The following is a 20,667-nucleotide window of genomic DNA, read 5'->3' as shown; positions in this document are numbered from 1 at the left end:
TAGCCCTCGTTCAGTAGTGGCGGCTGCGTGCCTGGCAGACCAGTTCCTCGTAGAGGCGAGCGTAGGGTTCCACCGCCTGGCACCAGTTGAACGGTTGGGTCATCGACAGGCAGCGCATGGCATTGAGCAGGTCTTTCTTGCCGTGTACGTAGAAGGCGCGGTTCAAGGCTTCGCGGTAGCTCTCGGCGCTCGACTCGTTGAACAGGAAACCCGTGACGCCATCTTCGATGGTGTCGGCCAGCCCACCGGTATTGCGTGCCACCGGCAGTGAGCCGAAACGCTGTGCGTACATCTGGCTCAATCCGCAGGGCTCGTAGCGCGAGGGCATCAGCAGGAAATCGCTGCCGGCGAACATGCGCCGGGCATCGGTTTCGTTGAAGCCGATGCGCACGCCGATGCGACCAGGATGGCGCAGGGCCAGATCGCGCATGGCCTGTTCCTCTTCCGGCTCGCCGCGGCCGATGATCGCGATCTGCCCGCCTTGCTGGACGATGTCGGCGGCCACGCTCAACGTCAGGTCCAGGCCTTTCTGGTAGACCAGGCGCGAGACCACGGCGAACAGCGGCCCTTCGGACGGCTCCAGGCCGAACAGCTCGCGGACCTGCTCGGCATTGCGCGCCTTGCCTTCCCAGTCGTTGATGCTGAAGTTGTGCAGCAGATGGGTGTCGGTGGCCGAATCCCAGCTCTCGTCGATGCCATTGGGGATGCCGCCCAGCAGGCCTTGCTGGGCCTTGCTGGCGAGAAAGCCGTCGAGGCCGCAACCGAACTCGGGCGTGGTGATCTCTCGGGCGTAGGTGGCACTGACCGTGGTGATGTGGCTCGAGTAGGCCAGCCCGGCCTTGAGGAACGACAGCTTGCCGTAGAATTCCATGCCTTCCTGCTGCATGGCATGGTCGGGAATGGCCAGCTCCGGGCTGCAGCCTCGGCTGTAGACACCCTGGTACGCCAGGTTGTGGATGGTGAATAAAGTCGGTGTATTCAGGCCGCGCCAGTGCATGTAGGCAGGCGCCAGACCGGCTGGCCAGTCATGGGCGTGCACCAGATCGGGGCGCCAGTGCGCCATTGCATCGCCTGCGGCGATCTCTGCGGCGGCCAGGCCCAGGCGGGCGAAACGGATGTGGTTGTCCGGCCAGTCACGGCCATTGTTGGCACCGTATGGGGTGCCTTCGCGCTCATACAACTCGGGGCAGATCAGCACGTAGATGACCAGGCCATCCGGCAGGTCCATGCGCCCGATCTTGCACGGCGGAAGCGCAGCATGGCCACCGAGTTCGCCAACGATGTGAATGGGGTTGTCGCTATCGACCACTTGCGGGTAGCCGGGGATCAGCACACGCACATCGTGCAGGTGTGACAGCGCCCGGGGCAGGGCGGCGGAAACATCGCCCAGGCCGCCCGTCTTGACCAGGTCGGCGATTTCGGAGGTGACGAACAGCACCTTGCGCTTGTGCGGATTGTTGCGGCGCGTGGTAGCGGGTGCCTTGCCTGTCGTGGCGAAGCCAGGTGCAACAGGCTCGCGATTTTCCAGGTTGAATGATTCTGCGTGAGGCTCGACAGCGGCACTGATCATACTTCTCTCCGTCCCTTGTTCATGCGGGTACTGGCACCCGTTACGTTTATCTCGTATCTGTTCTCGCTTTGGCTTTCAGCATCTTCGTAGTGCATTCCTTGCCCCATGGTCGTGCGCGCAGGCACAGCGCGAGCGGCATTCCGGCCGAACAGGCGCCTGGACAGTGTGGGGTGGGCGGGCTGACGCGTGAGGAAGTCCCTTTGCGTGGCCTACTTACTTCCTGACCTGCCCGTGTTTCGGAAAGTTCGACTTGATTGCGTCACTGGTTTTCGGAGCAAAACACGGGCCGAATCCGCAGTGTAGGGGACGAAAGGTAGGCAGGATGACCCGCTGGTCACAATTTGCATGACCGTTGATCTGCGCAAACGTTGGCGCACCAAAGCCGCAGCGACATTGCGTTGCTGCGGCGCAACAGGCATCCGTTGGGCGGGGAATGCGGGCAGTGTCAGGTGGTCGGCAGCAGCGAGGAATGGTGGTGGTGGATCAGCCACTGCTGGCCATCCCAGCGGTAGGTGAAGGTGTAGCGCGCAGCGACCTGTTGCCCGGTCTTGGCGAAGTCGAAGGTGTACAGCCCGGCCAGTGTGGCTTTGTTGCAGGTCTGGCTCAGGTGATGAGTGTCGAGCTTGCCGGAGGGCTGGTCGGCGAGGAAGTGCTTGAAGTAGTCGAGGCGCTCGACGGTGGTCAGGCGTGGGGTTCTGGAGACCGTCGGCAGCAGCACCGCATCGTTTTCGTACAGTTTGGCCACTTGCTGTGGATCGCCGCTGCGCAGGCTGTCGTTCCAGCGTTCGAACAGCGCCAGGGCTTGTTTCTCGTCGAGCTGCTGGCACGGCTGCGGCGCGGCGTGCGCGTGCAGGCTGAGGCTTCCCAGCAAAACGAGCGGGAGCCAGTACGTCAGTTTGTTCATGGGTGTTTTCCACGCGAAGCAGGCACCGGAATGGGCCCGCGGCGTCGCTCAATCTAGGTAGCCTGAGATGAGACCTATATAGGAACAGGCGACTATCTTTGAAGGCATTTTCGCTGGTTAAGGAGGCGGGGTACGACAGGGCGTCGCGTGCGCAGGGGCTGCGCGGTGCGGCGAAAGGTCAGCGTCCGGCAGCCTTGTTGCCCAGGCGGGCCTGTTCGAGCAACAGGTTCAGCTCGGCCACCTGTTGCCGCAGTTGGTCGCGCTCGTCCTTCAGTTGGCGCAGTTCGTCGCGGCGCACGGTGACATAGAGGGTCTGGGGGGGAGTGGCAGGCATGTAGGTACCCATGAGCACACCTCGCAGTTTGGCTGGTGACAGTGACAAGCGTAGACGCTTCGTGCGGCGCGCATTCTGAATTCTTTCCCCGCCCTTGGGAACTTTTTTGTTTATGGTGGTCACGCCGTTCGTCGGTGAACCCTCGTGCGGTACGCTGGACTAACCTGAACACCTGAATCGCGTTCGTCATCCATTTCGCAAGGGGAGCATCGGCACATGCAACTGGGAATCGTCGGGCTGGGCCGCATGGGCGGCAATATCGCAAGACGGCTGATGCGCGCAGGCCACCAGACCGTGGTACATGATCGCAACCGTGAGGCCATCAGCGCCTTGAGCGACGAGGGTGCCCTTGGCGCCCACGACCTGGGCGCGCTGGTACAGAAACTCAAGGCGCCTCGGGCCGTTTGGATCATGCTGCCGGCGGGTGAGCCCACCGAGCAGACCATCACCCAGCTCGCCGAGCTGCTGGAGCCGGGCGACGCGATCATCGATGGCGGCAACACCTTCTACAAGGATGACGTGCGCCGAGCTGCTCACCTGTCAACGCGTGGCCTGCACTATCTGGACGTAGGCACCTCCGGTGGGGTCTGGGGTCTGGAGCGCGGCTATTGCATGATGATTGGCGGCGAGAAGGGTGTGTTCGAGCGGCTGGAGCCGTTGTTCAAGGCGCTGGCCCCGGGTGTGGGTGACATTGCGCGTACGCAGGGGCGCACGGGCGAGCCTGGGCGTGCCGAGCATGGCTACATTCACGCCGGCCCGCCCGGTGCGGGGCACTACGTGAAGATGGTGCACAACGGTATCGAGTACGGCCTGATGCAGGCTTATGCCGAAGGTTTCGACCTGCTGCGCAGCAAGGGCGGCCCCGAGCTTCCCGAGGACCAGCGTTTCGACCTGAATGTGGCAGAGATCGCCGAAGTCTGGCGGCGTGGCAGTGTGGTCACTTCCTGGCTGCTCGACCTCACCGCCGATGCGCTGGTTGCCGATCCGCACCTGGCCCAGTTCAGCGGTTCGGTGTCCGACAGCGGTGAAGGGCGCTGGACCATCGATGCGGCGGTCGAGCAGGCGGTGCCGGTGCCGGTGTTGTCCAGCGCGCTGTTTGCCCGTTTCCGCTCACGCCAGCAGCAAGGCACCTTCGGCGACAAGGTGTTGTCTGCCATGCGCCTGGGCTTTGGCGGCCATGTCGAGAAGAAGGGTTCATGAGCAAACAGACGATTCCCGCAGCGCCGCCTTGCACGCTGTTCCTGTTCGGCGCCAATGGCGACCTGGTCAAGCGCCTGCTGATGCCGGCCCTGTACAACCTCAGCCGTGACGGTTTGCTGGACCGCAACCTGCGGATTGTCGGGGTCGACCATAATCACGCCAGCGCCGAGCAGTTCGCCGAGCGCCTGCACGACTTCATGATCGAGCGCGACAAAGGCGGCGAGGGGGCGGGCAAGTGTCTGGACGAAGGGCTGTGGTCGCGCCTGGCCAAGCGTCTGGACTACCAGACCGGCGACTTCCTGGACCCTGCGACCTATTCGGCGATCGGCAAGCGCATCGCCAAGACCCGTCACGGCAACGCTATCTTCTACCTGGCCACTTCGCCGCGTTTCTTCCCAGAGGTGGCCCAGCGCCTGGGCGAGGCCGGCTTGCTCGACGAGTCTGCGGGCGGTTTTCGCCGGGTGGTGGTGGAGAAGCCGTTCGGTACCGATCTTGCCAGTGCCGAGGCGCTCAACGCCTGCCTGCTCAAGGTGATGAGCGAGCGGCAGATCTATCGCATCGACCATTACCTGGGCAAGGAGACGGTGCAGAACATTCTGGTCAGCCGCTTCTCCAATGGCCTGTTCGAGTCGTTCTGGAACAACCACTACATCGACCACGTGCAGATTACCGCCGCCGAGACGGTCGGTGTCGAGACGCGTGGCGCGTTCTACGACAATACCGGTGCCTTGCGTGACATGGTGCCCAATCACCTGTTCCAGTTGCTGGCGATGGTCGCCATGGAGCCACCGGCAGCCTTCGGCGCCGACGCCGTTCGCGGCGAGAAGGCCAAGGTGATCGGTGCCATCCGCCCCTGGTCGCAGAAGATGGCGCTGAAGAACTCGGTGCGGGGGCAGTACGTGGCGGGCAAACAGGGGCGCAAGCGGCTGGCCGGTTATCGCGAGGAAAACAATGTCGACACGCAAAGCCGCACTGAAACCTACGTCGCGCTCAAGGTGATGATCGACAACTGGCGCTGGGCGGGTGTGCCGTTCTACCTGCGTACCGGCAAGCGCATGAGCGTGCGCGACACCGAAATCGCCATCTGCTTCAAGCCTGCACCTTACGCGCAGTTCCGCGAGTCGGAGCTGGAGCGACCCAAGCCCAACTACCTGAAGATTCAGATTCAGCCCAATGAAGGCATGTGGTTCGACCTACAGGCCAAGCGCCCCGGGCCTGAACTGGTGATGGAGAACGTCGAGCTGGGTTTTGCCTACAAGGACTTCTTCAAGATGACCCCGGCGACCGGTTACGAAACCTTGATCTACGACTGCCTGACCGGTGACCAGACGCTGTTCCAGCGGGCCGACAATATCGAGAATGGTTGGCGTGCGGTACAGCCATTTCTCGACGCCTGGGCCAAGGGGGGCGAAGTGCACGAGTACGAGGCGGGTGAGGATGGGCCCGAGGAGGGCAATGAGTTGCTGAGCCGGGACAAGCGCGAGTGGCACCGCCTGGGCTGAAAGACGGCTGAGCGTCTTGTTCACAATCTAGAGGCCAGCCCAATCCCTGTGGGAGCGGGCTGGCCCGCGAACACCGGCGCAGCCCGTGCCAGGCTGCGCGGTGTCTTTTTCGCGGGCAAGTCGGGGCGCCGAACCGCCGCTCCCACACGTACCGCTCCTGCAGGCGAGTGCGTCAATCAGTGGCGACGGTGCTTCTTGTTCTTGTCGCCCAGGTGGTTGCCGATCGCGCCGCCGGCTGCGCCGCCAAGGCCGGCGCCGATGGTCGAGCCATTGCTGCCGCCAAGTTTGCCGCCCACCAGCGAGCCGCCGGCTGAACCCAGGCCGCCACCGATGGCTGCTTCGGTGCGGTTGCCCTTGCGTGCGCCAACAGCGCTGCCGGCTGCGCCACCCAGGCCCGCGCCGATGGCGGCGCCGCTGCTGCCGCCGATCTGTTTGCCGACGACGTTGCCCAAGGCACCACCCAGGCCGCCGCCAATGGCTGCGGTACCGTCACCGGCGAACGCTCCCTGGCACAGCAGCAGGCCCAGGGCGAGGGAAGGCAGAGTCAGACGCATGATTTCATGAACCTCGAAGGAATCATCAGGGTTGAATGCCGCAGGTGTGCGGCGGATAGGGATTGGGCAGACGCTTCAGCGGTAATAACGGTCACGGTAGCGACGATCGTCGTCATCGCGATCATCGCGGTGATGATAACGGTGACGGTCGCGGTCGCCGTCACGCCAGCCATCGTCATCATGGTGGCGATGGCTGTGGCAACCGGCGAGGAGCACGACGGCGGCGATCAGCGAAACACTGGCAAGGCGTGGCATGGCGATGGAAATCCTTGATCCGCAAAGGTTTACGGGATAACTGCTGAGACCGGGCAGGATTCATTTGGTTTCAAAGCGGCACAAAATATTACCGCGCAAGGGACAGGCGGCGTGCCTGTGGGCTGCTGTTCTGTCCCGCTCGGTCATGGTCGCGGGCCTGCACGGCTCCTAGACTGTCAGGCAGGCCGCGACGAAGACGGCCATCTGCCACACGGTGAATCATGATGATCGCCCATACCCCTACGCTGTTCGCTGCGGTTGCGCTGGTGGCGACGATCCTGGCCTTCTGCCTGTTGCTGGTCGGGCAGTTCAACCGAGGCGATAACCTCTTGCTGACCGGTTGTGGGCTGTTGGCCCATGCCTTGGCCTATGTCTGTTACACGTTGTTCGGGCATGCGCCTCTGTGGGTGAGCTATGCCCTGGGCAACAGCCTGCTGTCGCTGGCGCTGGCGTTCTATTCAGCGAGCCTGTTCCGGGTGCGCGAGCGCCCGGTGCCGTGGCGGCCGATCTTCGCCATTCCGCTGTTGATGCTGCTGGGCCTGATGTCGTTGCTCGAGACGGTGGAGCCGCGCATGCTGCTGGCGACCCTGGTGCTGATGTTGCAATGCGCGTTGATTCTCTACTGGGCCCGGCAACGGGCCCTGGGCAAGGGCCGAGCACACCTGCTGCTGGTGATCGGTGCTGCCATCAGCCTGGTGGGGCTGGGCATGCGGGTGGTGGCCGTGCTGGCGGGCACGGCGCAGGAGATGCGCTACGACACCAGCAACCTCAAGCAGACGGTGTCGGTGGCCATCGGCACGGTCACGGTGATGATGTATTCCATTGGTTTGGTGCTGATGGCCAAGGAGCGCAGCGAATCGCGCTTGCAGCACCTTGCCGGACACGACGTGCTGACCGGGACGGGTAATCGTCGCGCCATCCTGGAACGTTTCGAGCGTGAGCTGGAGCAGGCGCGCGTGGCGCAGTACAGCCTGGCCGTGGCGATGATCGATATCGATCACTTCAAGCGTATCAACGATGTGCACGGTCATCTGGCAGGGGACGAAGTGCTGTGTCACTGCGTGCGCCAGTTGCAGCAGAGGCTGCGCGAAGGGGACAGCCTGGGGCGCTACGGCGGCGAGGAGTTCCTGCTGCTGTTGCCACGAACCGAGGGGGAAGGCGCCCTGGCGGCGCTGAACGGCCTGCGCGAAGCCATGGCGAAGAACCCGGCGCGGTTCGCCGGGCTGGAGATCGAGCTGTGCTTCAGTGTCGGGCTCTGGTGCGGTGTGCCGGGTGAGGGTGATACCCCGGCACGGCTGATCGCCCAGGCCGATGCCGCGTTGTACCTGGCCAAGGCTGGCGGGCGCAATGCGGTGCGGCTGGCGGCTTGATCCTTCGCACTTACGGGGAGGCTACCGGGCGAATGCGCCGTCGAACGACGTGTCGATGATCGTGCCGGTGTCCAGGTGCTTGGGCAGGGTGCCGGTCTGGACAAGGAAGTCGGCGGTATCCTGGTAGTCCTTCGCGGCCTGCGCATCGACCGGGCCTACGCTCATGTCGGCCTGGCCGATCCAATGACGCGAGACGCTTTGGTCGAGGTTGGCTTTCTTGGCCCAGAGGTCGGCATAGGCTTCCTTGTGCTCACCGACCCAGGCCCGTGCTTTCTGCAGACGGCCCAGGAAGTCCTCGATGGCGGCGCGCTTGCTGTCGATCGAATCGTTGCGCGCCGCGATGCTGCTCAGGCCAGGCATCAGGCCCTGGGCGGTGACCAGCTTGCGCGCACCGGAAAACACGATCTGTTGCGAGATGTACGGTTCCCACACCGGGAAGGCATCGATACTGCCGTTGGGCAGTGCGGCGGCAGCATCGATTGGCATCAGTTTGACGAACTCGACGTAGTCATGCGGCAGGCCGGCCTTGTCCAGTGCGCGCAAGGTCAACTGCTGGCTCCAGGCGCCGGGCCAGTAGGCGACCTTCTTGCCCTTGAGGTCGGCAATGGTCTTGGCGGGGGAGTCCTTGGGCACCAGCAGGGCGATGGTGTCGAGGTTCTGCCGTGAGACGCCGATCAGCTTGACGGGTGCCCCTTTGGCGGCCAGGAACAGAAAGCCCGAGTCACCGAGAAAACCGATGTCCAGGCCACCGGCCTCCAGCCCTTCGGCCACCGGTGCGGCCGACTGGAAGTGCTTGAACTCGACCTTGTAGGGCGCATCCTTGAGTGCCCCGGAGGCTTCCAGCGATGCGCGCACGTTGTAGTAGTTCTGGTCGCCGATGCGCAGGGTGACCTGCTCGGCGGCGATGGCTTGCGCCAGCGGGGTGCCAAGGAACAGGCCGGCGAGGGTGACGCGAATCAGGTGGTGCAGTTTCATGGGGCTTCCTCAGCTGGCCTGGCGAGTGTCCAGGCGTTCGATCTGGCGATGGATGGCGGGGATCAGGGTCTTGCCGTATTCGATGGTGTCGTTCAATGGATCGAAGCCGCGGATCAGGAAGGTCGAGACGCCGAGCTTGTAGTACTCGCCCAGCGCCTGGGCGACCTGCTCGGGGGTGCCGACCAGCGCGGTGGAGTTCCAGCGTGCTCCGGTCAGGCGGGCAACGCCCATCCACAGGCGTTGATCGAGCACTTCGCCCTGGTGCGCGGCGGCCAACAGACGCTGGGAGCCGACGTTCTCGGGGTGATGGTCGTGCAGCGCTAGCCCGAGTTTCTGGCGTGCGTCGCGGACCTGTTCGAGGATTTCGGCGGCGCGCTTCCAGGCGGCTTCCTCGGTATCGGCGACGATGGGGCGGAACGATACCGAGAAGAGCGGGGCGCGCTGTTGCGCGGCGGCAGCCTTGCGGACCTTGGCGATATGCTCAGCGACGGCGGCCAGGGGCTCGCCCCAGAGCATGTAGGTATCGGCATGTTGCGCGGCGACCCGCACCGCGGCATCCGATGAGCCGCTGAAGTAGATCGGAATATGCGGGCGCTGCACGGTCCTTACGGCGGGCGAGGCGGCGTTGAAACGGTAGAAGTCGCCGGCGAAGTCCACCGGTTGTTCGGCGGTCCAGATGGCCTTCAAGGCGTCGAGGTATTCACCGGTGCGCGCATAGCGGTGGTCGTGATCGAGGAAGTCGCCGTCGCGTTGCAGGTCCTGGTCATTGCCGCCGCTGACCACATTGAGGGCCAGGCGGCCCTTGCTGAACTGGTCGAGGGTCGCCAGTTGCCGTGCGGCCAGGGGCGGGCTGATCACCCCTGGACGGTAGGCGAGCAGGATACCCAGGCGCTCGGTGGCAGCGACGGCGAACGAACTGACGACGGCGCCTTCCGGCCCGTTGGAGAAGTAACCGACCAGAATCCGGTCGAAGCCTGCTGCTTCATGGGCCTGGGCGAAGCGACGCACGTAGTCCGGATCGACCGCATCGCCCGTGGGTTGGTCGACCTCCGAACCGGGTGACGCGGTGATCATGCCAAGGATTTCGACGCTCATTGCTGGGTTCCTTTGGTGGGACAAGGCTGCCTGGCGTTGAGCGGTTTATAAGAAAACGAGCTGGCCGGGCTTCTTCTTAGAATCTAACGGCCAGCGATAAATGATGGAAATTCATTTTTTGCATATTCTAATATGCAAAATAATTTTATTCCTCTGGTCAGGGCGTTCCGTTTCTGCCGTGCAGTCGATAGCCTTCCCGCTCGCTCAGGCGCGCGTAGTAGTCATCCACTGCAGGCAGGTGCGGGTGCTTGAACGGTGTCTGGAACCAGCGGTTTACCGACAACCCGATCGGAATGTCTGCCAGGGAGAGCGTTTTGCCGGCAACGTAGGCGCCGGTCTTTGCCAGCTGCTGGTCGAGGATCTGCATATGTCGCGACCATTCGCCGATGCTGGCATTGAGCGCCTGTGCATCCTGATGCGCTGCCGACTGCCTGACCAGAGACATGAAGGCGTAGCTCCAGGAGCGGTTGAGATCGCTGGCCTGCCAGTCGATCCATTGATCGACACGCGCTCTGGCCACTGCGTCGGCCGGGTAAAGCCCTGCCGCTTGACCATAGCGGTTGGCGAGATAGCGGACGATGGTGTTGGACTCCCACAGCGTCAGGTCGCCGTCCTGGATCACCGGGACCATGGCATTGGGGTTCAGGGCCAGGAACTCCGGGGTCTGGGTCGACTGAAAGCCTGAGCCCCAGTCTTCCTGTTCGAAAGGCACGCCGATTTCAGCGCAAGTCCAAAGCACCTTGCGCACGTTGATGGAGCTCGCCTTACCCAATATTCGCAGCATGTCATCATCCTTTTTGCATAGCGGCCGAAACAGCAGTGTGCTGTGGCGACCAAGCGTATCTCTAAAAGCCCTGCCTACGGTCATGGCACTGAAACCTTTCTCCCTGCCGATGGTGGTTTTTTGCTAGCATTCGGTCCCTATAGCACAATCGAATAAAAATCTTTTTCGGTTGTTGTTAAAGTAATAACGCGTGACATTCAAACGTATCGAAAGTCGGCCCTCGCGTTCAGCGAGAGGCCTATAAGAAAAAGCTAGAAAGGAGCACACATGTACAAATGCACATTGCCAGTGGCCGTTGCACTGGCCAGCCTGTCGCTGGGGGCGCAGGCTGCAGGTTTCGTGGAAGACAGCAAGGCTTCGGTCACTGCCCGTAACTTCTATATCAACTCCGACAACCGCAATGGCACTGCCAACCCGTCCAAGCAGGAAGAGTGGGGCCAAGGCTTCATCTTCAACTTCACCTCCGGCTACACCCAGGGCACCGTCGGCTTTGGTGTAGACGCCATCGGCCTGACCGGTTTCCGCCTGGATTCGGGCAAGGGCACCCACTACAATCCGACCAGCACTGCCAAGGGCGGTACTGTGTTCCCGACCGATTCCGATGGCCGCGCCGTTGACGACTTCAGCAGCCTGGGCGTAACCGGCAAGGTCAAGATCTCCAAGACCGAAGCCAAGCTCGGTGTACTGCAGCCCAAGCTGCCAGTAGTCACCTACAACGACGGTCGCCTGCTGCCGCAAACGTTTGAGGGTGGCCAGATCACCTCCAACGAGATCGACAACCTGACCCTGATCGGCGGCAAGCTCGAGCATGCCAAGGGCCGTAACAGCACCAACATGGAGTCGCTGACCATTGCCGGTTCCAACGGCAACCCGGCCACCGCCACCTCCAACCGTCGCAGCAACGCGTTCTACTACGCCGGTGCCGACTACAAGCTGAGCAAGGACCTGCTGCTGCAGTACTACTACGGCAACCTGGACGACTTCTACAAACAGCACTTCCTGGGCCTGACCCACAACCTGGCGCTGCCGGTTGGTGCGTTGAAGTCCGACCTGCGTTACTTCTACAGCGATTCCGATGGCAAGAACGCCAGCACCGAAGGCCGCCTGGCTGGCTATCGCGCATCGGGCTACCAGAACAACGGTGAAGTGGACAACCGCACCTGGAGCGCCAAGTTCACCTACTCGCTGGGCAGCCACGCACTGAGCGCCGGTTACCAGCGTGTCAACGGCACCAGCGACTTCCCGTTCCTGAACCAGGGCGACGGTGCAAGTGCTTACCTGATCACCGACGTGCAGATCGGCAAGTTCCTGCGTGCCGGCGAGCGCACCTGGCTGGCGCAATATGCCTACGACTTCGCCGCGCTGGGCGTACCAGGGCTGACCGCCAACGCCATCTACCTGAAGGGCACGAATGTTAATGCCCCGGGCTCGGACCGTTCGGAGTGGGAGCGTGACTTCACTTTGGCCTACGTCGTTCAGGAAGGCACCTTCAAGGGCCTGGGCCTGCAATGGCGTAACGCGGCATTGCGTTCCGACGCTGTCAACCAGCGCGACCAGGACGAAAACCGTCTGATCGTGAGCTACACCTACAACTTCCTCTGACATCGCGTCAGCCCGGTCACGGGTAGGTGTAATAAAACAAACCCCACCAGGGTTCTCCCTGGTGGGGTTTGTTTTTCATGGCGTGCTGCGCTCGAGGCGTCAGCCCTACAGCACTGCGGAAAACACCGAGCCGGTGATCCGTTCGCTGAGCAGTTCCAATGCCCGCAGCCCCGCCAGCGAGTTGCCTGAGGCGTTCAGCGCCGGTGACCACACGCAGATGCTGTAGCGCCCCGGCACTACCGCGACAATCCCGCCGCCCACTCCGCTTTTGCCCGGCAGGCCCACGCGATAGGCGAAGTTACCCGCCTCGTCGTACAGCCCGCTGGTGGCCATGATCGCATTCACCTGCTGCGCCTGGCGCGGGCTGAGCACGTGCTCGCCGCTGTGCGGGCAGTAGCCGCTGTTGGCCAGGAACGCAAAGCCACGGGCGACGTCCACGCAATTCATCGACAGCGCACAATGATGGAAGTAGCTGCGCAGCACGGCGTCGACATCGTTGTGGAAGTTGCCGAACGCCTGCATCAGGTAGGCCATGGCGGCGTTGCGGGCGCGGTGCTGGTATTCGGAGTCGGCCACGACCGGGTCGCTGACGATGCGTGGGTTGGCTGTCAGGCGGCGAACGAAGTCGCGCATCGACAAGGTCGGGGTGGCATAGCGCGACTGGTTGATGTCGCAGATCACCAGCGCGCCGGCATTGATGAAAGGATTGCGTGGGCGACCTTTCTCCACCTCCAGCTGTACCAGCGAGTTGAACGCCTGCCCGGAGGGCTCGTAGCCCAGGCGCGACCAGATATCCTCGCCGCTGTGGTTGATCGCCTGGACCAGGCTGAAGACCTTGGAGATGCTCTGGATCGAGAAGGGCGTATGGGCATCGCCGGCGCAATGCAGCTGGCCGTCCAGGCTCTGTACGGCGATGCCGAGTTGTTGCGGGTCGACCTGGGCGAGGGCGGGAATGTACTGGGCGACCTGGCCCTGGCTGAGCAGCGGGCGGACCTGGTCGAGGATTTCTTGCAGTAATGCTTGCATGGGGGCCTGCGCGGAGCGGGTGATGGGGCTCAGGGGGTGTCTGCTGTACAAGACGAGCGTTGGCGAGGCGGCGACACACCCCGTGAGGTGATCGTCAGCTGGATTTGCCCGAAGGGCGTCTTGTGGATTTGCTTGCACGGGGCGCTGCTTTGCTGCCGGCGGTTTTGCCTTTACCGCTGCTGCGGCGTTTTTTCTTCCAGGGTGCACCCTTGCCACCGGCAGGCAGGGGCGGGCCGCTGATGGTCAGGCGCATTCCCGCGCAGCGTTGCACCAGCTTGCCCATCCAGGCCGATTGCCGGGTGACGAACTCTTCCAGGCTCATTTCGCCGCTCTGCACCATGTCCAGCGCCTGTTCCCAGATCGCGGTGGTGCCGGGGTCGGCGATGGCCCGGGGGACGACGTCGATCAGGCTGAAGGCTGCGGGCGTGGCGGACAGCGCCTTGCCGTTCTTGACCAGGTAGCCGCGGTCGAGCAGGCCCTGGATGATGCTGGCCCTGGTCGCTTCGGTACCGATGCCGGTGGTTTCCTTGAGTTTCTGCTTGAGCTGCGGGTCATCCACCAGCTTGGCGACGTTCTTCATTGCCTTGATCAGGTCGCCCTCGGTGAACGGCTTCGGTGGCTGGGTCCACAGGTCTTTCAGTTGCAGTTCCTGCACCCTGCAGTCGTCGCCCTCGCGCAGTTGCGGCAAGACTTGCGCGGGTGGTGCTTCGCGGCCCTTGGTTGGGGTCAGTGCCTCGGGCAGGGCACGGCGCCAGCCGGGTTCGACGATCTGCTTGCCCACGGCACGCAGGGCGTGGCCGGCACAGTCCAGGTCGGCCTGGGTGCGGTCGTACTCGTGATTGGGCAGGAACTGCGCCAGGTAGCGTGCCCGGATCAGGGTATAGACCGCTTTGTACTTGGGTGGCAGGCGCGCAGGATCGCTGGCGGCGGCGGTGGGGATGATGCCGTGGTGGGCGCTGACCTTGGCGTCGTTCCAGGCGCGGGAGCGGCGGTGCGGCTCCAGGTGCGCCTGCAATGGCGCAAGGCTTGTGTCGGCGCGTTGCAGGGCGGCGAGAATGGCGGGCGCTTCAGCGTGCTGGCTAAGCGGCAGGTAGCCGCAGTCGCTGCGCGGATAGGTGATCAGCTTGTGGGTTTCGTAGAGTGCCTGGGCGATGTCGAGGGTTTCCTGGGCGCCAAGGCCGAATTTCTTCGAGCACAGCTCCTGCAGGGTGCCGAGGTCGAAGGGCAGTGGTGCGGCCTCGCGCACACGCTCGGTCTGTACCTGGAGCACCTGTGCGCTACCTGCGGCCTGCATCTGGGTGGCGGCCTGCTGGGCGAGTGCCTGGTTGAGGCAGCGGCCCTGGTCGTCGCAGGCGTCTTGCGGTGCACGCCATTGGGCAGTGAACAGGTTACCTGTGTGTGCCAGTTGCACTTCGATGGCCCAGAACGGTACGGGCACGAAATCGGCGATGCTGCGGTCGCGGTCCACCACCAGGCGCAGTGTCGGAGTCTGTACCCGCCCAACCGGCAGCACGCCTTGGTAGCCGGATTGGCGGCCAAGCAGGGTGAACAGGCGGCTCATGTTCATGCCGATCAACCAGTCGGCCCGCGAGCGACCAAGGGCCGAGTGATAGAGACTGAAGGTTTCGCTGCCGGGGCGCAGGCGCGCCAGCGCCTTGCGGATCGAGGCGTCATCGAGTGCGCAGAGCCACAGGCGCTGGATCGGCCCGCGGTAGCGGCAATGCTCGACCAGTTCGCGGGCGATCATCTCGCCTTCGCGATCGGCGTCGGTGGCGATCACCAGCTCCCGGGCCTCGCCGAGCAGGCGCTTGACCGCCTTGAACTGGCTGGCGGTCTTGGGCTTGACCAGCATCTTCCATTTTTCCGGAATGATCGGCAGGTCATCGAGCGACCAGCGTTTGTAGCGCGCGTCGTAGCTGTCGGGCGGTGCGGTTTCGAGCAGGTGGCCGATGCACCAGGTGACGCAGACATCGCTGCCTTGCCAGCAGCCGTCGGCCTTGCGGTTGGCACCCAGTACCTTGGCGATGTCTTTTGCCTGGGAGGGCTTTTCACACAGAAAAAGGCGCATGGCCGTGAACGCTTCATCGAGGTTGATGGCGACTAGGATGCGCAAGACAGGACGTGCAGGCAAGATTTATCTGTATGCATGTACAGCTTTGTGCCAGGAAATATGTCCGCAGGTTTGGCACGAATGCCTCGGGATCGGGCTTGGATGACCGGCCGGTACCGTGCCAGCTTTGTCGTTCGCCTGCCAGATGTGTCAATGGACGATGTCGCTTGGGGGCCTTCACTCCAACCACAACAAGGAAGTCAGATCATGCCTCTGTTCGATTACCGTCAGCTCGACGGTGCTGCCTCCTACGCGCTCTACAAGGATGCCATGGCCCTGGCGGTCTATGCCTATCATGGTATCGACGACGGTTTCTCTGCTGGCTACCAGAAGCACGGCTTCGGCCTCGGGTTGCCGGCAACTTTGGTCAAGGCCCTGATCGGCGGCACCGACAGTCAGGGCGTGATTCCCGGCATCCCCTGGAATCCCGACTCCGAGGCCAAGGCCCTGGCGCAGGTCAAGGCGGCTGGCTGGACGCCGATCAGCGCCGCACAGTTGGGTTACCAGGGCAAGACCGATGCGCGTGGCACCTTCCATGGCGAGGCGCCGGGCTACACCTCGGCGCAGGTCGAGGTGCTTGGCCGTTATGCAGGCGATGGCCAGCTCATTGGCCTCGGCATCGCCTTTCGTGGCACCAGCGGCCCGCGGGAGAATCTGATTGGCGACACCCTCGGCGATGTCATCAACGACCTGCTGGCAGCGCTGGGGCCAGCCGACTACTCACGCAACTACGCCGGTAATGCTTTCGACCGCCTGCTGGGCGATGTCGCGACGTTCGCCAGGGCCCACGGCTTGTCAGGTGCCGATATCACCGTCAGCGGCCACAGTCTTGGCGGGCTGGCGGTCAACAGCCTGGCCGACCTCAGTGCTTCGCGCTGGGGCGGCTTCTACCAGGATGCCAGCTATGTTGCCTTCGCCTCGCCCACGCAGGCTGCCGACCCCGACAAGGTGCTCAATATCGGTTACGAGAACGATCCTGTATTTCGCGTGCTCGACGGCACGGCGCTGACCTGGGCGACCCTGGGCGTGCACGATGCCGCCAAGCCTTCGACCACTGACAACATCGTCAATTTCAATGACCACTACGCTTCCGACGCGTGGAACCTGCTGCCGTTTTCCATCGGCAATATCGCCACCTGGCTCTCGCACCTGCCGGCAGCCTACGCCGATGGCCTGGGTCGGGTAGTGGATTCGCCGTTCTACCCCTGGACCAGCCGCGACTCCACCGTCGTGGTCAGCAACCTGTCCGACGCCACCCGCGGCTCGACCTGGGTACAGGACCTCAATCGCAACGCCGAGCCGCACTCCGGCAGTACCTTCATTGTCGGTTCGGCCCAGGACGACCTGATCCGCGGTGGGCGCGGCAACGACTACCTGTATGGCGGTGCTGGCAATGACACTTTTCGCGACGACGGCGGGTTCAACCTGATAGACGGTGGCGCCGGGCATGACACCCTGCACCTGGGAGATGCACTGGCGCGCTTCTCGATAGCCCGGGATGGCGAGGACACGCTGTATGTGCGTGATGCCGAGGGTGGGATCAGCCAGGTGCGCAATATCGAGTCGCTGGTGAGCAAGGAAAGCAGCCTGGTGTTCTTCAGCAAGGACGTCAGTCACGCCGTGACGGCCAATGGGCTGCTCAGCAGCGGCAAGCTGGATCCCTACGCCCTGTCGGTCAGCGGCGGACAAGGCAATGATCAGTTGGTGGCCGGCAACCAGGGCCAGTGGCTGTTCGGCCTGGGCGGCGATGATCGTCTGGTGGGTGGGGCAGGCAACGATGTGCTGGTGGGCGGCGCGGGGAATGATGTGTTGAGTGGCGGCGGTGGGCGGGACACCTTTCTGTTCAGCGGGCACTTCGGGCAGGACCGGGTGCTGGATTTCACCGGCCAGGACCGGTTGGTGTTCATGGGCGTGGAAGGCGGGACGGCAGTGCCGGATTGGCGTGACCACCTGAGTCGGGTGGGGGATGATCTGGTGCTGACGTTCGGGCGCGATAGCGTGACGTTGGTGGGGATCGCGGGGCAGGGGGTGGGGGATGGGCAGATCGTGATTGGCTGAGCAAGGGTGGGGCTGCGCTGCGGCCCAATCGCGGGCAAGCCCGGTCCCACAGGCACTCCGCGCCGTTCAGAGCAGCGGTGAAGCTGTGGGAGCGGGCTTGCCCGCGATTGGGCCGGCAGCGCCGGGCCCTTCCGATCAGGCGATCTCGCGCGAATCGCGAACCATGTCCACGTGCGGAATGCCGGCCTCTAGGAACTCTTCGCTGACCACCTTGAAGCCCAGGCGCTCGTAGAAGGGCGTAGCGTGTACCTGGGCGCTGAGCATCTGCTGCTTGAGGTCCCGGTTCTGCGCTTCGATGATGACCGCGTTCATCAACGCGTCACCGACTTTCAAGCCGCGCCAGTCCTTGAGCACCGACACTCGACCGATGGTACCGTCTGGCAACAGGCGCGCGGTGCCGATCGGATAGTCACCTTCCATGGCCAGGAAATGCACGGCGGTGGGGTCTTCGGCATCGAACTCCAGCTCCGGCGGCACGTGCTGCTCGGCGACGAACACCGCGCTGCGGATACGGTGGATATCGGCGTTGTCTTTATGCCAGTCGGCGAGGCGAACGCGGATCTTATTCATTGGCAAATCCCAGGCTTCCTTGTTGGACCAACTGGCAGACCAGCGTCAGGCCCTCTTCATCTGCGAGCCACTCTACAAGGTTTTCGCTGTGCAGGGCGTCGGCTGAACAAATCAGTTGCAAAAGAGCGCGCAGGTGACCGGACAGCAGGCGGCTCTGGCCGCTGGCGAACAGCAGCAGGTTGTCATCGACTTCCGACCAGGCCAGGCGCGCGCTCGGGTTGCGCACCAGGATCGCGCCCTGTTCGAGATAATTGATCAGCTCTTCCTCGCTCAGCGCTTCGCCTGCAACCTGCTCGGGGTAGCGCGGCTCGGTCATGAACTGGCCGAACCAGGTCAGCAGCAAGCGCTCGTCACCCATGTGCTCGGCCAGCAGGGCCTTGAGGCGGTCGAGGGCATCGTGCTGAATCTGGTGCGGATCGCTGACAGGTTGGGCGTCGGCGTCGCTGTAGCGCTCCTCGTCAGGCAGGAACTGGCTGAGGAAGTCGGTGAAGTGGGTCAGCACTTCGGCAGCGCTTGGCGCGCGGAAGCCGACCGAGTAGGTCAGGCAGTCATCCACGGCCACGCCGAAGTGGGCCAGGCGAGGCGGCAGGTAGAGCATGTCGCCCGGCTCAAGGGTCCACTCGTCGCTCTGCTCGAAGTCGGCGAGGATGCGCAGGTCGGCGTGCTCGATCAGCGGGCTGTCGCTGTTGCACATCTGGCCAACTTTCCAGTTGCGCTTGCCGTGGCCTTGCAGCAGGAATACGTCGTAGTTGTCGAAGTGCGGGCCGACGCTGCCACCAGGGGCGGCGAAGCTGATCATCACATCGTCGATACGCCAGCTGGGCAGGAAGCGGAAATTTTCCAGCAGCTCGGCTACTTCCGGGACGAACTGGTCCACGGCTTGTACCAGCAGGGTCCAGTCACGCTCGGGCAGGGTGGCGAAGGTGTCTTCCTCGAACGGGCCGCGACGCAGCTCCCAGGGGCGCTCGCCGTGCTCCAGCACCAGGCGCGATTCGACCTCTTCTTCCAGGGCCAGGCCGGCCAGTTCGTCCGGATCGATCGGGCTTTCGAAGTCGGTGAAGGCCTGGCGCACCAGCAGGGGCTTCTTCTGCCAGTAGTCGCGCAGGAATTCACGAGCGGTGAGGCCGCCAAGCAGCTGCAGTGGAGTATCAGGATTCATGTTCAACCTATTGAAAAAACGTAATTTTCGTCCGGGAATAAAAACGCCCGGCTGAGCCGGGCGTTGTACGCAGGGCGCAGATTAGATGCGTTTGGCCTGGGCGGCTGCGTTGCCGATGTAGGTGGCGGGGGTGAGCAGCTTGAGCTCGGCCTTGGCGTCGGCCGGCATGTCCAGGCCGTCGATGAAGGTCAGCAGCGCTTCTGGGGTGATGCCCTTGCCACGGGTCAGCTCCTTGAGCTTCTCGTAGGGGTTCTCGATGTTGAAGCGGCGCATGACGGTCTGGATGGGCTCGGCCAGTACTTCCCAGCAAGCGTCGAGGTCGGCGGCGATGCGCGCTTCGTTGACTTCCAGCTTGCCGATGCCCTTCAGGCTGGCTTCATAGGCGATGACGCTATGGGCGAAGCCCACGCCCAGGTTGCGCAGCACGGTGGAATCGGTCAGGTCGCGCTGCCAGCGCGAGATCGGCAGCTTGCTGGCCAGGTGCTGGAACAGCGCGTTGGCGATACCGAGGTTGCCTTCGGAGTTCTCGAAGTCGATCGGGTTGACCTTGTGCGGCATGGTCGAGGAGCCGATTTCGCCAGCGACTGTCTTCTGCTTGAAGTAGCCCAGCGAGATGTATCCCCAGACGTCGCGGTCGAAGTCGATGAGGATGGTGTTGAAGCGCGCGATCGCATCGAACAGCTCGGCAATGTAGTCGTGCGGTTCGATCTGGGTGGTGTACGGATTGAACTGCAGGCCCAGTTCGTCTTCGATGAAGGCGCGGGCGTTCTGCTCCCAGTCGATCTGCGAGTAGGCCGACAGGTGGGCGTTGTAGTTGCCCACGGCGCCGTTGATCTTGCCCAGCAGCGGCACGGCGGCGACCTGAGCGATCTGACGCTCCAGGCGGTAGACGACGTTGGCCAGCTCTTTGCCCAGGGTGGTCGGCGAGGCCGGCTGGCCGTGGGTGCGCGACAGCATCGGCACGTCGGCGTGAGCGTGGGCCAGGGCGCGGATGGCGTCGGCGATCTGGCGCATCAGCGGCAGCAGCACCTCGTCACGGCCGGCGCGCAGCATCAGGGCGTGGGACAGGTTGTTGATGTCCTCGCTGGTGCAGGCGAAGTGGATGAACTCGCTGACCTTGGCCAGCTCGGGCAGCTTGGCGGCCTGCTCCTTGAGGAGGTATTCGATCGCCTTGACGTCGTGGTTGGTGGTGCGCTCGATTTCTTTCACGCGCTCGGCGTGCTCGAGCTTGAAGTCGGTCGCCAGGCTGTCCAGCAGGGCGTTGGCTTCGGCGGAGAACGCCGGCACTTCGCCGATCTGCGGGTGGGCAGCCAGACGCTGCAACCAGCGCACTTCGACCAGGGCGCGGAAACGGATCAGGCCGAATTCGCTGAAGATGGGGCGCAAGGCCTGGGTTTTGCCGGCGTAACGGCCGTCTACAGGGGAAACCGCAGTGAGCGAAGAGAGCTGCATGGGGTGTTCTCGGACAGTCAGGCTTTTGGAAGGGCGCATATCATACATGAAAATTGCGCCTGGGTCGGGTGGCTGACCAAAGGTCGGCCGTCGAAACGCGTGTCGCGGTTCCTGTGGGAGCGGGGGGGGGGGGGGGGGGGGGGGGGG

The 20,667-nt window shown here is 63.6% G+C and carries 18 protein-coding genes; 5 read left to right on the top strand and 13 right to left on the bottom strand.

The genetic code is table 11. The features are described from left to right. Positions 1 to 10 precede the first annotated feature (10 nt). From glgA to ACPZMI_RS14470, 3 genes are all read right to left on the bottom strand, one after another. A complete protein-coding gene (gene glgA / locus ACPZMI_RS14480; RefSeq protein ID WP_186669459.1) occupies positions 11 to 1,570 on the bottom strand; it encodes a glycogen synthase GlgA in 1,560 nt (519 codons plus the stop codon). A gap of 445 nt (positions 1,571 to 2,015) precedes the next feature. Next, positions 2,016 to 2,474: an SgcJ/EcaC family oxidoreductase gene (locus ACPZMI_RS14475; protein ID WP_186669457.1), complete on the bottom strand. Its 459-nt coding sequence runs from the start codon at positions 2,472 to 2,474 to the stop codon at positions 2,016 to 2,018. Positions 2,475 to 2,652: 178 nt separating this feature from the next. Beyond that, on the bottom strand, positions 2,653 to 2,820 hold the full coding sequence (locus ACPZMI_RS14470; RefSeq protein WP_186669448.1) for a DUF6026 family protein: 168 nt from the start codon (positions 2,818 to 2,820) through the stop codon (positions 2,653 to 2,655). Between the two features lie 180 nt (positions 2,821 to 3,000). Here ACPZMI_RS14470 and gnd point away from each other — a divergent pair, with 180 nt between their 5' ends. Then, positions 3,001 to 4,008: a phosphogluconate dehydrogenase (NAD(+)-dependent, decarboxylating) gene (gene gnd, locus ACPZMI_RS14465; protein WP_288375576.1), complete on the top strand. Its 1,008-nt coding sequence runs from the start codon at positions 3,001 to 3,003 to the stop codon at positions 4,006 to 4,008. Further along, complete coding sequence (gene zwf / locus ACPZMI_RS14460; protein ID WP_186669444.1) at positions 4,005 to 5,510, top strand: glucose-6-phosphate dehydrogenase; 1,506 nt, start codon at positions 4,005 to 4,007, stop codon at positions 5,508 to 5,510. Before gnd ends, zwf begins: the two co-directional genes overlap by 4 nt. Positions 5,511 to 5,686: 176 nt before the next feature. On the opposite strand, the gene ACPZMI_RS14455 is transcribed toward zwf, so the two are convergent. Further along, positions 5,687 to 6,064, bottom strand: a complete 378-nt coding sequence (locus ACPZMI_RS14455) for a glycine zipper domain-containing protein (RefSeq protein ID WP_426352505.1) — start codon at positions 6,062 to 6,064, stop codon at positions 5,687 to 5,689. A gap of 75 nt (positions 6,065 to 6,139) precedes the next feature. Next, positions 6,140 to 6,319 (bottom strand): hypothetical protein, encoded by a 180-nt coding sequence (locus ACPZMI_RS14450; protein ID WP_186669441.1) that lies wholly within the window; start codon positions 6,317 to 6,319, stop codon positions 6,140 to 6,142. Between the two features lie 527 nt (positions 6,320 to 6,846). Here ACPZMI_RS14450 and ACPZMI_RS14445 point away from each other — a divergent pair. Continuing rightward, positions 6,847 to 7,689 (top strand): GGDEF domain-containing protein, encoded by an 843-nt coding sequence (locus tag ACPZMI_RS14445; RefSeq protein WP_426352512.1) that lies wholly within the window; start codon positions 6,847 to 6,849, stop codon positions 7,687 to 7,689. A 21-nt stretch (positions 7,690 to 7,710) separates the two neighbouring features. Here ACPZMI_RS14445 and ACPZMI_RS14440 read toward each other — a convergent pair whose 3' ends face one another. From ACPZMI_RS14440 to ACPZMI_RS14430, 3 genes are all read right to left on the bottom strand, one after another. Next, positions 7,711 to 8,664 (bottom strand): ABC transporter substrate-binding protein, encoded by a 954-nt coding sequence (locus ACPZMI_RS14440; RefSeq protein ID WP_186669439.1) that lies wholly within the window; start codon positions 8,662 to 8,664, stop codon positions 7,711 to 7,713. Positions 8,665 to 8,673: 9 nt separating this feature from the next. Next, positions 8,674 to 9,738 carry an LLM class flavin-dependent oxidoreductase gene (locus ACPZMI_RS14435; protein ID WP_426352511.1) on the bottom strand — a complete coding sequence of 355 codons (1,065 nt, stop codon included), beginning with the start codon at positions 9,736 to 9,738 and terminating at the stop codon, positions 8,674 to 8,676. A gap of 178 nt (positions 9,739 to 9,916) precedes the next feature. Beyond that, a complete protein-coding gene (locus ACPZMI_RS14430) occupies positions 9,917 to 10,543 on the bottom strand; it encodes a glutathione S-transferase family protein (protein WP_186708637.1) in 627 nt (208 codons plus the stop codon). A gap of 267 nt (positions 10,544 to 10,810) precedes the next feature. On the opposite strand from ACPZMI_RS14430, the gene ACPZMI_RS14425 reads away from it, so the two are divergent. After that, positions 10,811 to 12,145: an OprD family porin gene (locus ACPZMI_RS14425; protein WP_288375438.1), complete on the top strand. Its 1,335-nt coding sequence runs from the start codon at positions 10,811 to 10,813 to the stop codon at positions 12,143 to 12,145. 105 nt (positions 12,146 to 12,250) lie between these two features. Here ACPZMI_RS14425 and glsB read toward each other — a convergent pair whose 3' ends face one another. Then, positions 12,251 to 13,171 (bottom strand): glutaminase B, encoded by a 921-nt coding sequence (glsB, locus tag ACPZMI_RS14420; RefSeq protein ID WP_186669433.1) that lies wholly within the window; start codon positions 13,169 to 13,171, stop codon positions 12,251 to 12,253. Between the two features lie 94 nt (positions 13,172 to 13,265). Next, the gene (locus ACPZMI_RS14415) at positions 13,266 to 15,239 is read right to left on the bottom strand and encodes a DNA topoisomerase III (RefSeq protein WP_426352510.1); all 1,974 of its coding nucleotides are present in this window, start codon (positions 15,237 to 15,239) and stop codon (positions 13,266 to 13,268) included. A gap of 249 nt (positions 15,240 to 15,488) precedes the next feature. Between ACPZMI_RS14415 and ACPZMI_RS14410 the strand changes: the two genes are divergently transcribed. Beyond that, positions 15,489 to 17,339, top strand: a complete 1,851-nt coding sequence (locus tag ACPZMI_RS14410) for a polyurethane esterase (protein WP_426352504.1) — start codon at positions 15,489 to 15,491, stop codon at positions 17,337 to 17,339. Between the two features lie 135 nt (positions 17,340 to 17,474). On the opposite strand, the gene ACPZMI_RS14405 is transcribed toward ACPZMI_RS14410, so the two are convergent. The 3 genes from ACPZMI_RS14405 to purB all read right to left on the bottom strand — a co-directional run bounded on the left by ACPZMI_RS14405 (position 17,475) and on the right by purB (position 20,520). After that, positions 17,475 to 17,909, bottom strand: coding sequence for a GNAT family N-acetyltransferase (locus ACPZMI_RS14405; protein ID WP_054892342.1), 435 nt, complete (start codon positions 17,907 to 17,909; stop codon positions 17,475 to 17,477). Further along, positions 17,902 to 19,068: a ribosomal protein uL16 3-hydroxylase gene (locus ACPZMI_RS14400; RefSeq protein WP_426352503.1), complete on the bottom strand. Its 1,167-nt coding sequence runs from the start codon at positions 19,066 to 19,068 to the stop codon at positions 17,902 to 17,904. The genes ACPZMI_RS14405 and ACPZMI_RS14400 overlap by 8 nt, the downstream gene beginning before the upstream one ends. A gap of 81 nt (positions 19,069 to 19,149) precedes the next feature. Beyond that, positions 19,150 to 20,520, bottom strand: a complete 1,371-nt coding sequence (gene purB / locus ACPZMI_RS14395) for an adenylosuccinate lyase (protein WP_186669844.1) — start codon at positions 20,518 to 20,520, stop codon at positions 19,150 to 19,152. Positions 20,521 to 20,667 lie beyond the last annotated feature (147 nt).

Source organism: Pseudomonas wayambapalatensis (genome assembly GCF_049942315.1).
Taxonomy (GTDB): domain Bacteria; phylum Pseudomonadota; class Gammaproteobacteria; order Pseudomonadales; family Pseudomonadaceae; genus Aquipseudomonas; species Aquipseudomonas wayambapalatensis.
The sequence above is the reverse complement of the archived record's forward strand: the minus strand, read 5'-3'. Positions and strand labels throughout refer to the sequence as shown.

Excerpts from the sequence above, each read along its gene's own strand:
- ACPZMI_RS14470 (WP_186669448.1), bottom strand. The coding sequence starts at position 2,820 with ATGGGTACCTACATGCCTGCCACTCCCCCCCAGACCCTCTATGTCACC.
- purB (WP_186669844.1), bottom strand. The coding sequence starts at position 20,520 with ATGCAGCTCTCTTCGCTCACTGCGGTTTCCCCTGTAGACGGCCGTTAC.
- ACPZMI_RS14410 (WP_426352504.1), top strand. The coding sequence starts at position 15,489 with ATGCCTCTGTTCGATTACCGTCAGCTCGACGGTGCTGCCTCCTACGCG.
- glgA (WP_186669459.1), bottom strand. The coding sequence starts at position 1,570 with ATGATCAGTGCCGCTGTCGAGCCTCACGCAGAATCATTCAACCTGGAA.
- ACPZMI_RS14475 (WP_186669457.1), bottom strand. The coding sequence starts at position 2,474 with ATGAACAAACTGACGTACTGGCTCCCGCTCGTTTTGCTGGGAAGCCTC.
- zwf (WP_186669444.1), top strand. The coding sequence starts at position 4,005 with ATGAGCAAACAGACGATTCCCGCAGCGCCGCCTTGCACGCTGTTCCTG.
- ACPZMI_RS14425 (WP_288375438.1), top strand. The coding sequence starts at position 10,811 with ATGTACAAATGCACATTGCCAGTGGCCGTTGCACTGGCCAGCCTGTCG.
- ACPZMI_RS14440 (WP_186669439.1), bottom strand. The coding sequence starts at position 8,664 with ATGAAACTGCACCACCTGATTCGCGTCACCCTCGCCGGCCTGTTCCTT.
- ACPZMI_RS14445 (WP_426352512.1), top strand. The coding sequence starts at position 6,847 with ATGCTGCTGGGCCTGATGTCGTTGCTCGAGACGGTGGAGCCGCGCATG.
- ACPZMI_RS14430 (WP_186708637.1), bottom strand. The coding sequence starts at position 10,543 with ATGCTGCGAATATTGGGTAAGGCGAGCTCCATCAACGTGCGCAAGGTG.
- ACPZMI_RS14450 (WP_186669441.1), bottom strand. The coding sequence starts at position 6,319 with ATGCCACGCCTTGCCAGTGTTTCGCTGATCGCCGCCGTCGTGCTCCTC.
- glsB (WP_186669433.1), bottom strand. The coding sequence starts at position 13,171 with ATGCAAGCATTACTGCAAGAAATCCTCGACCAGGTCCGCCCGCTGCTC.
- ACPZMI_RS14405 (WP_054892342.1), bottom strand. The coding sequence starts at position 17,909 with ATGAATAAGATCCGCGTTCGCCTCGCCGACTGGCATAAAGACAACGCC.
- ACPZMI_RS14455 (WP_426352505.1), bottom strand. The coding sequence starts at position 6,064 with ATGCGTCTGACTCTGCCTTCCCTCGCCCTGGGCCTGCTGCTGTGCCAG.
- ACPZMI_RS14400 (WP_426352503.1), bottom strand. The coding sequence starts at position 19,068 with ATGAATCCTGATACTCCACTGCAGCTGCTTGGCGGCCTCACCGCTCGT.
- ACPZMI_RS14435 (WP_426352511.1), bottom strand. The coding sequence starts at position 9,738 with ATGATCACCGCGTCACCCGGTTCGGAGGTCGACCAACCCACGGGCGAT.
- ACPZMI_RS14415 (WP_426352510.1), bottom strand. The coding sequence starts at position 15,239 with ATGCGCCTTTTTCTGTGTGAAAAGCCCTCCCAGGCAAAAGACATCGCC.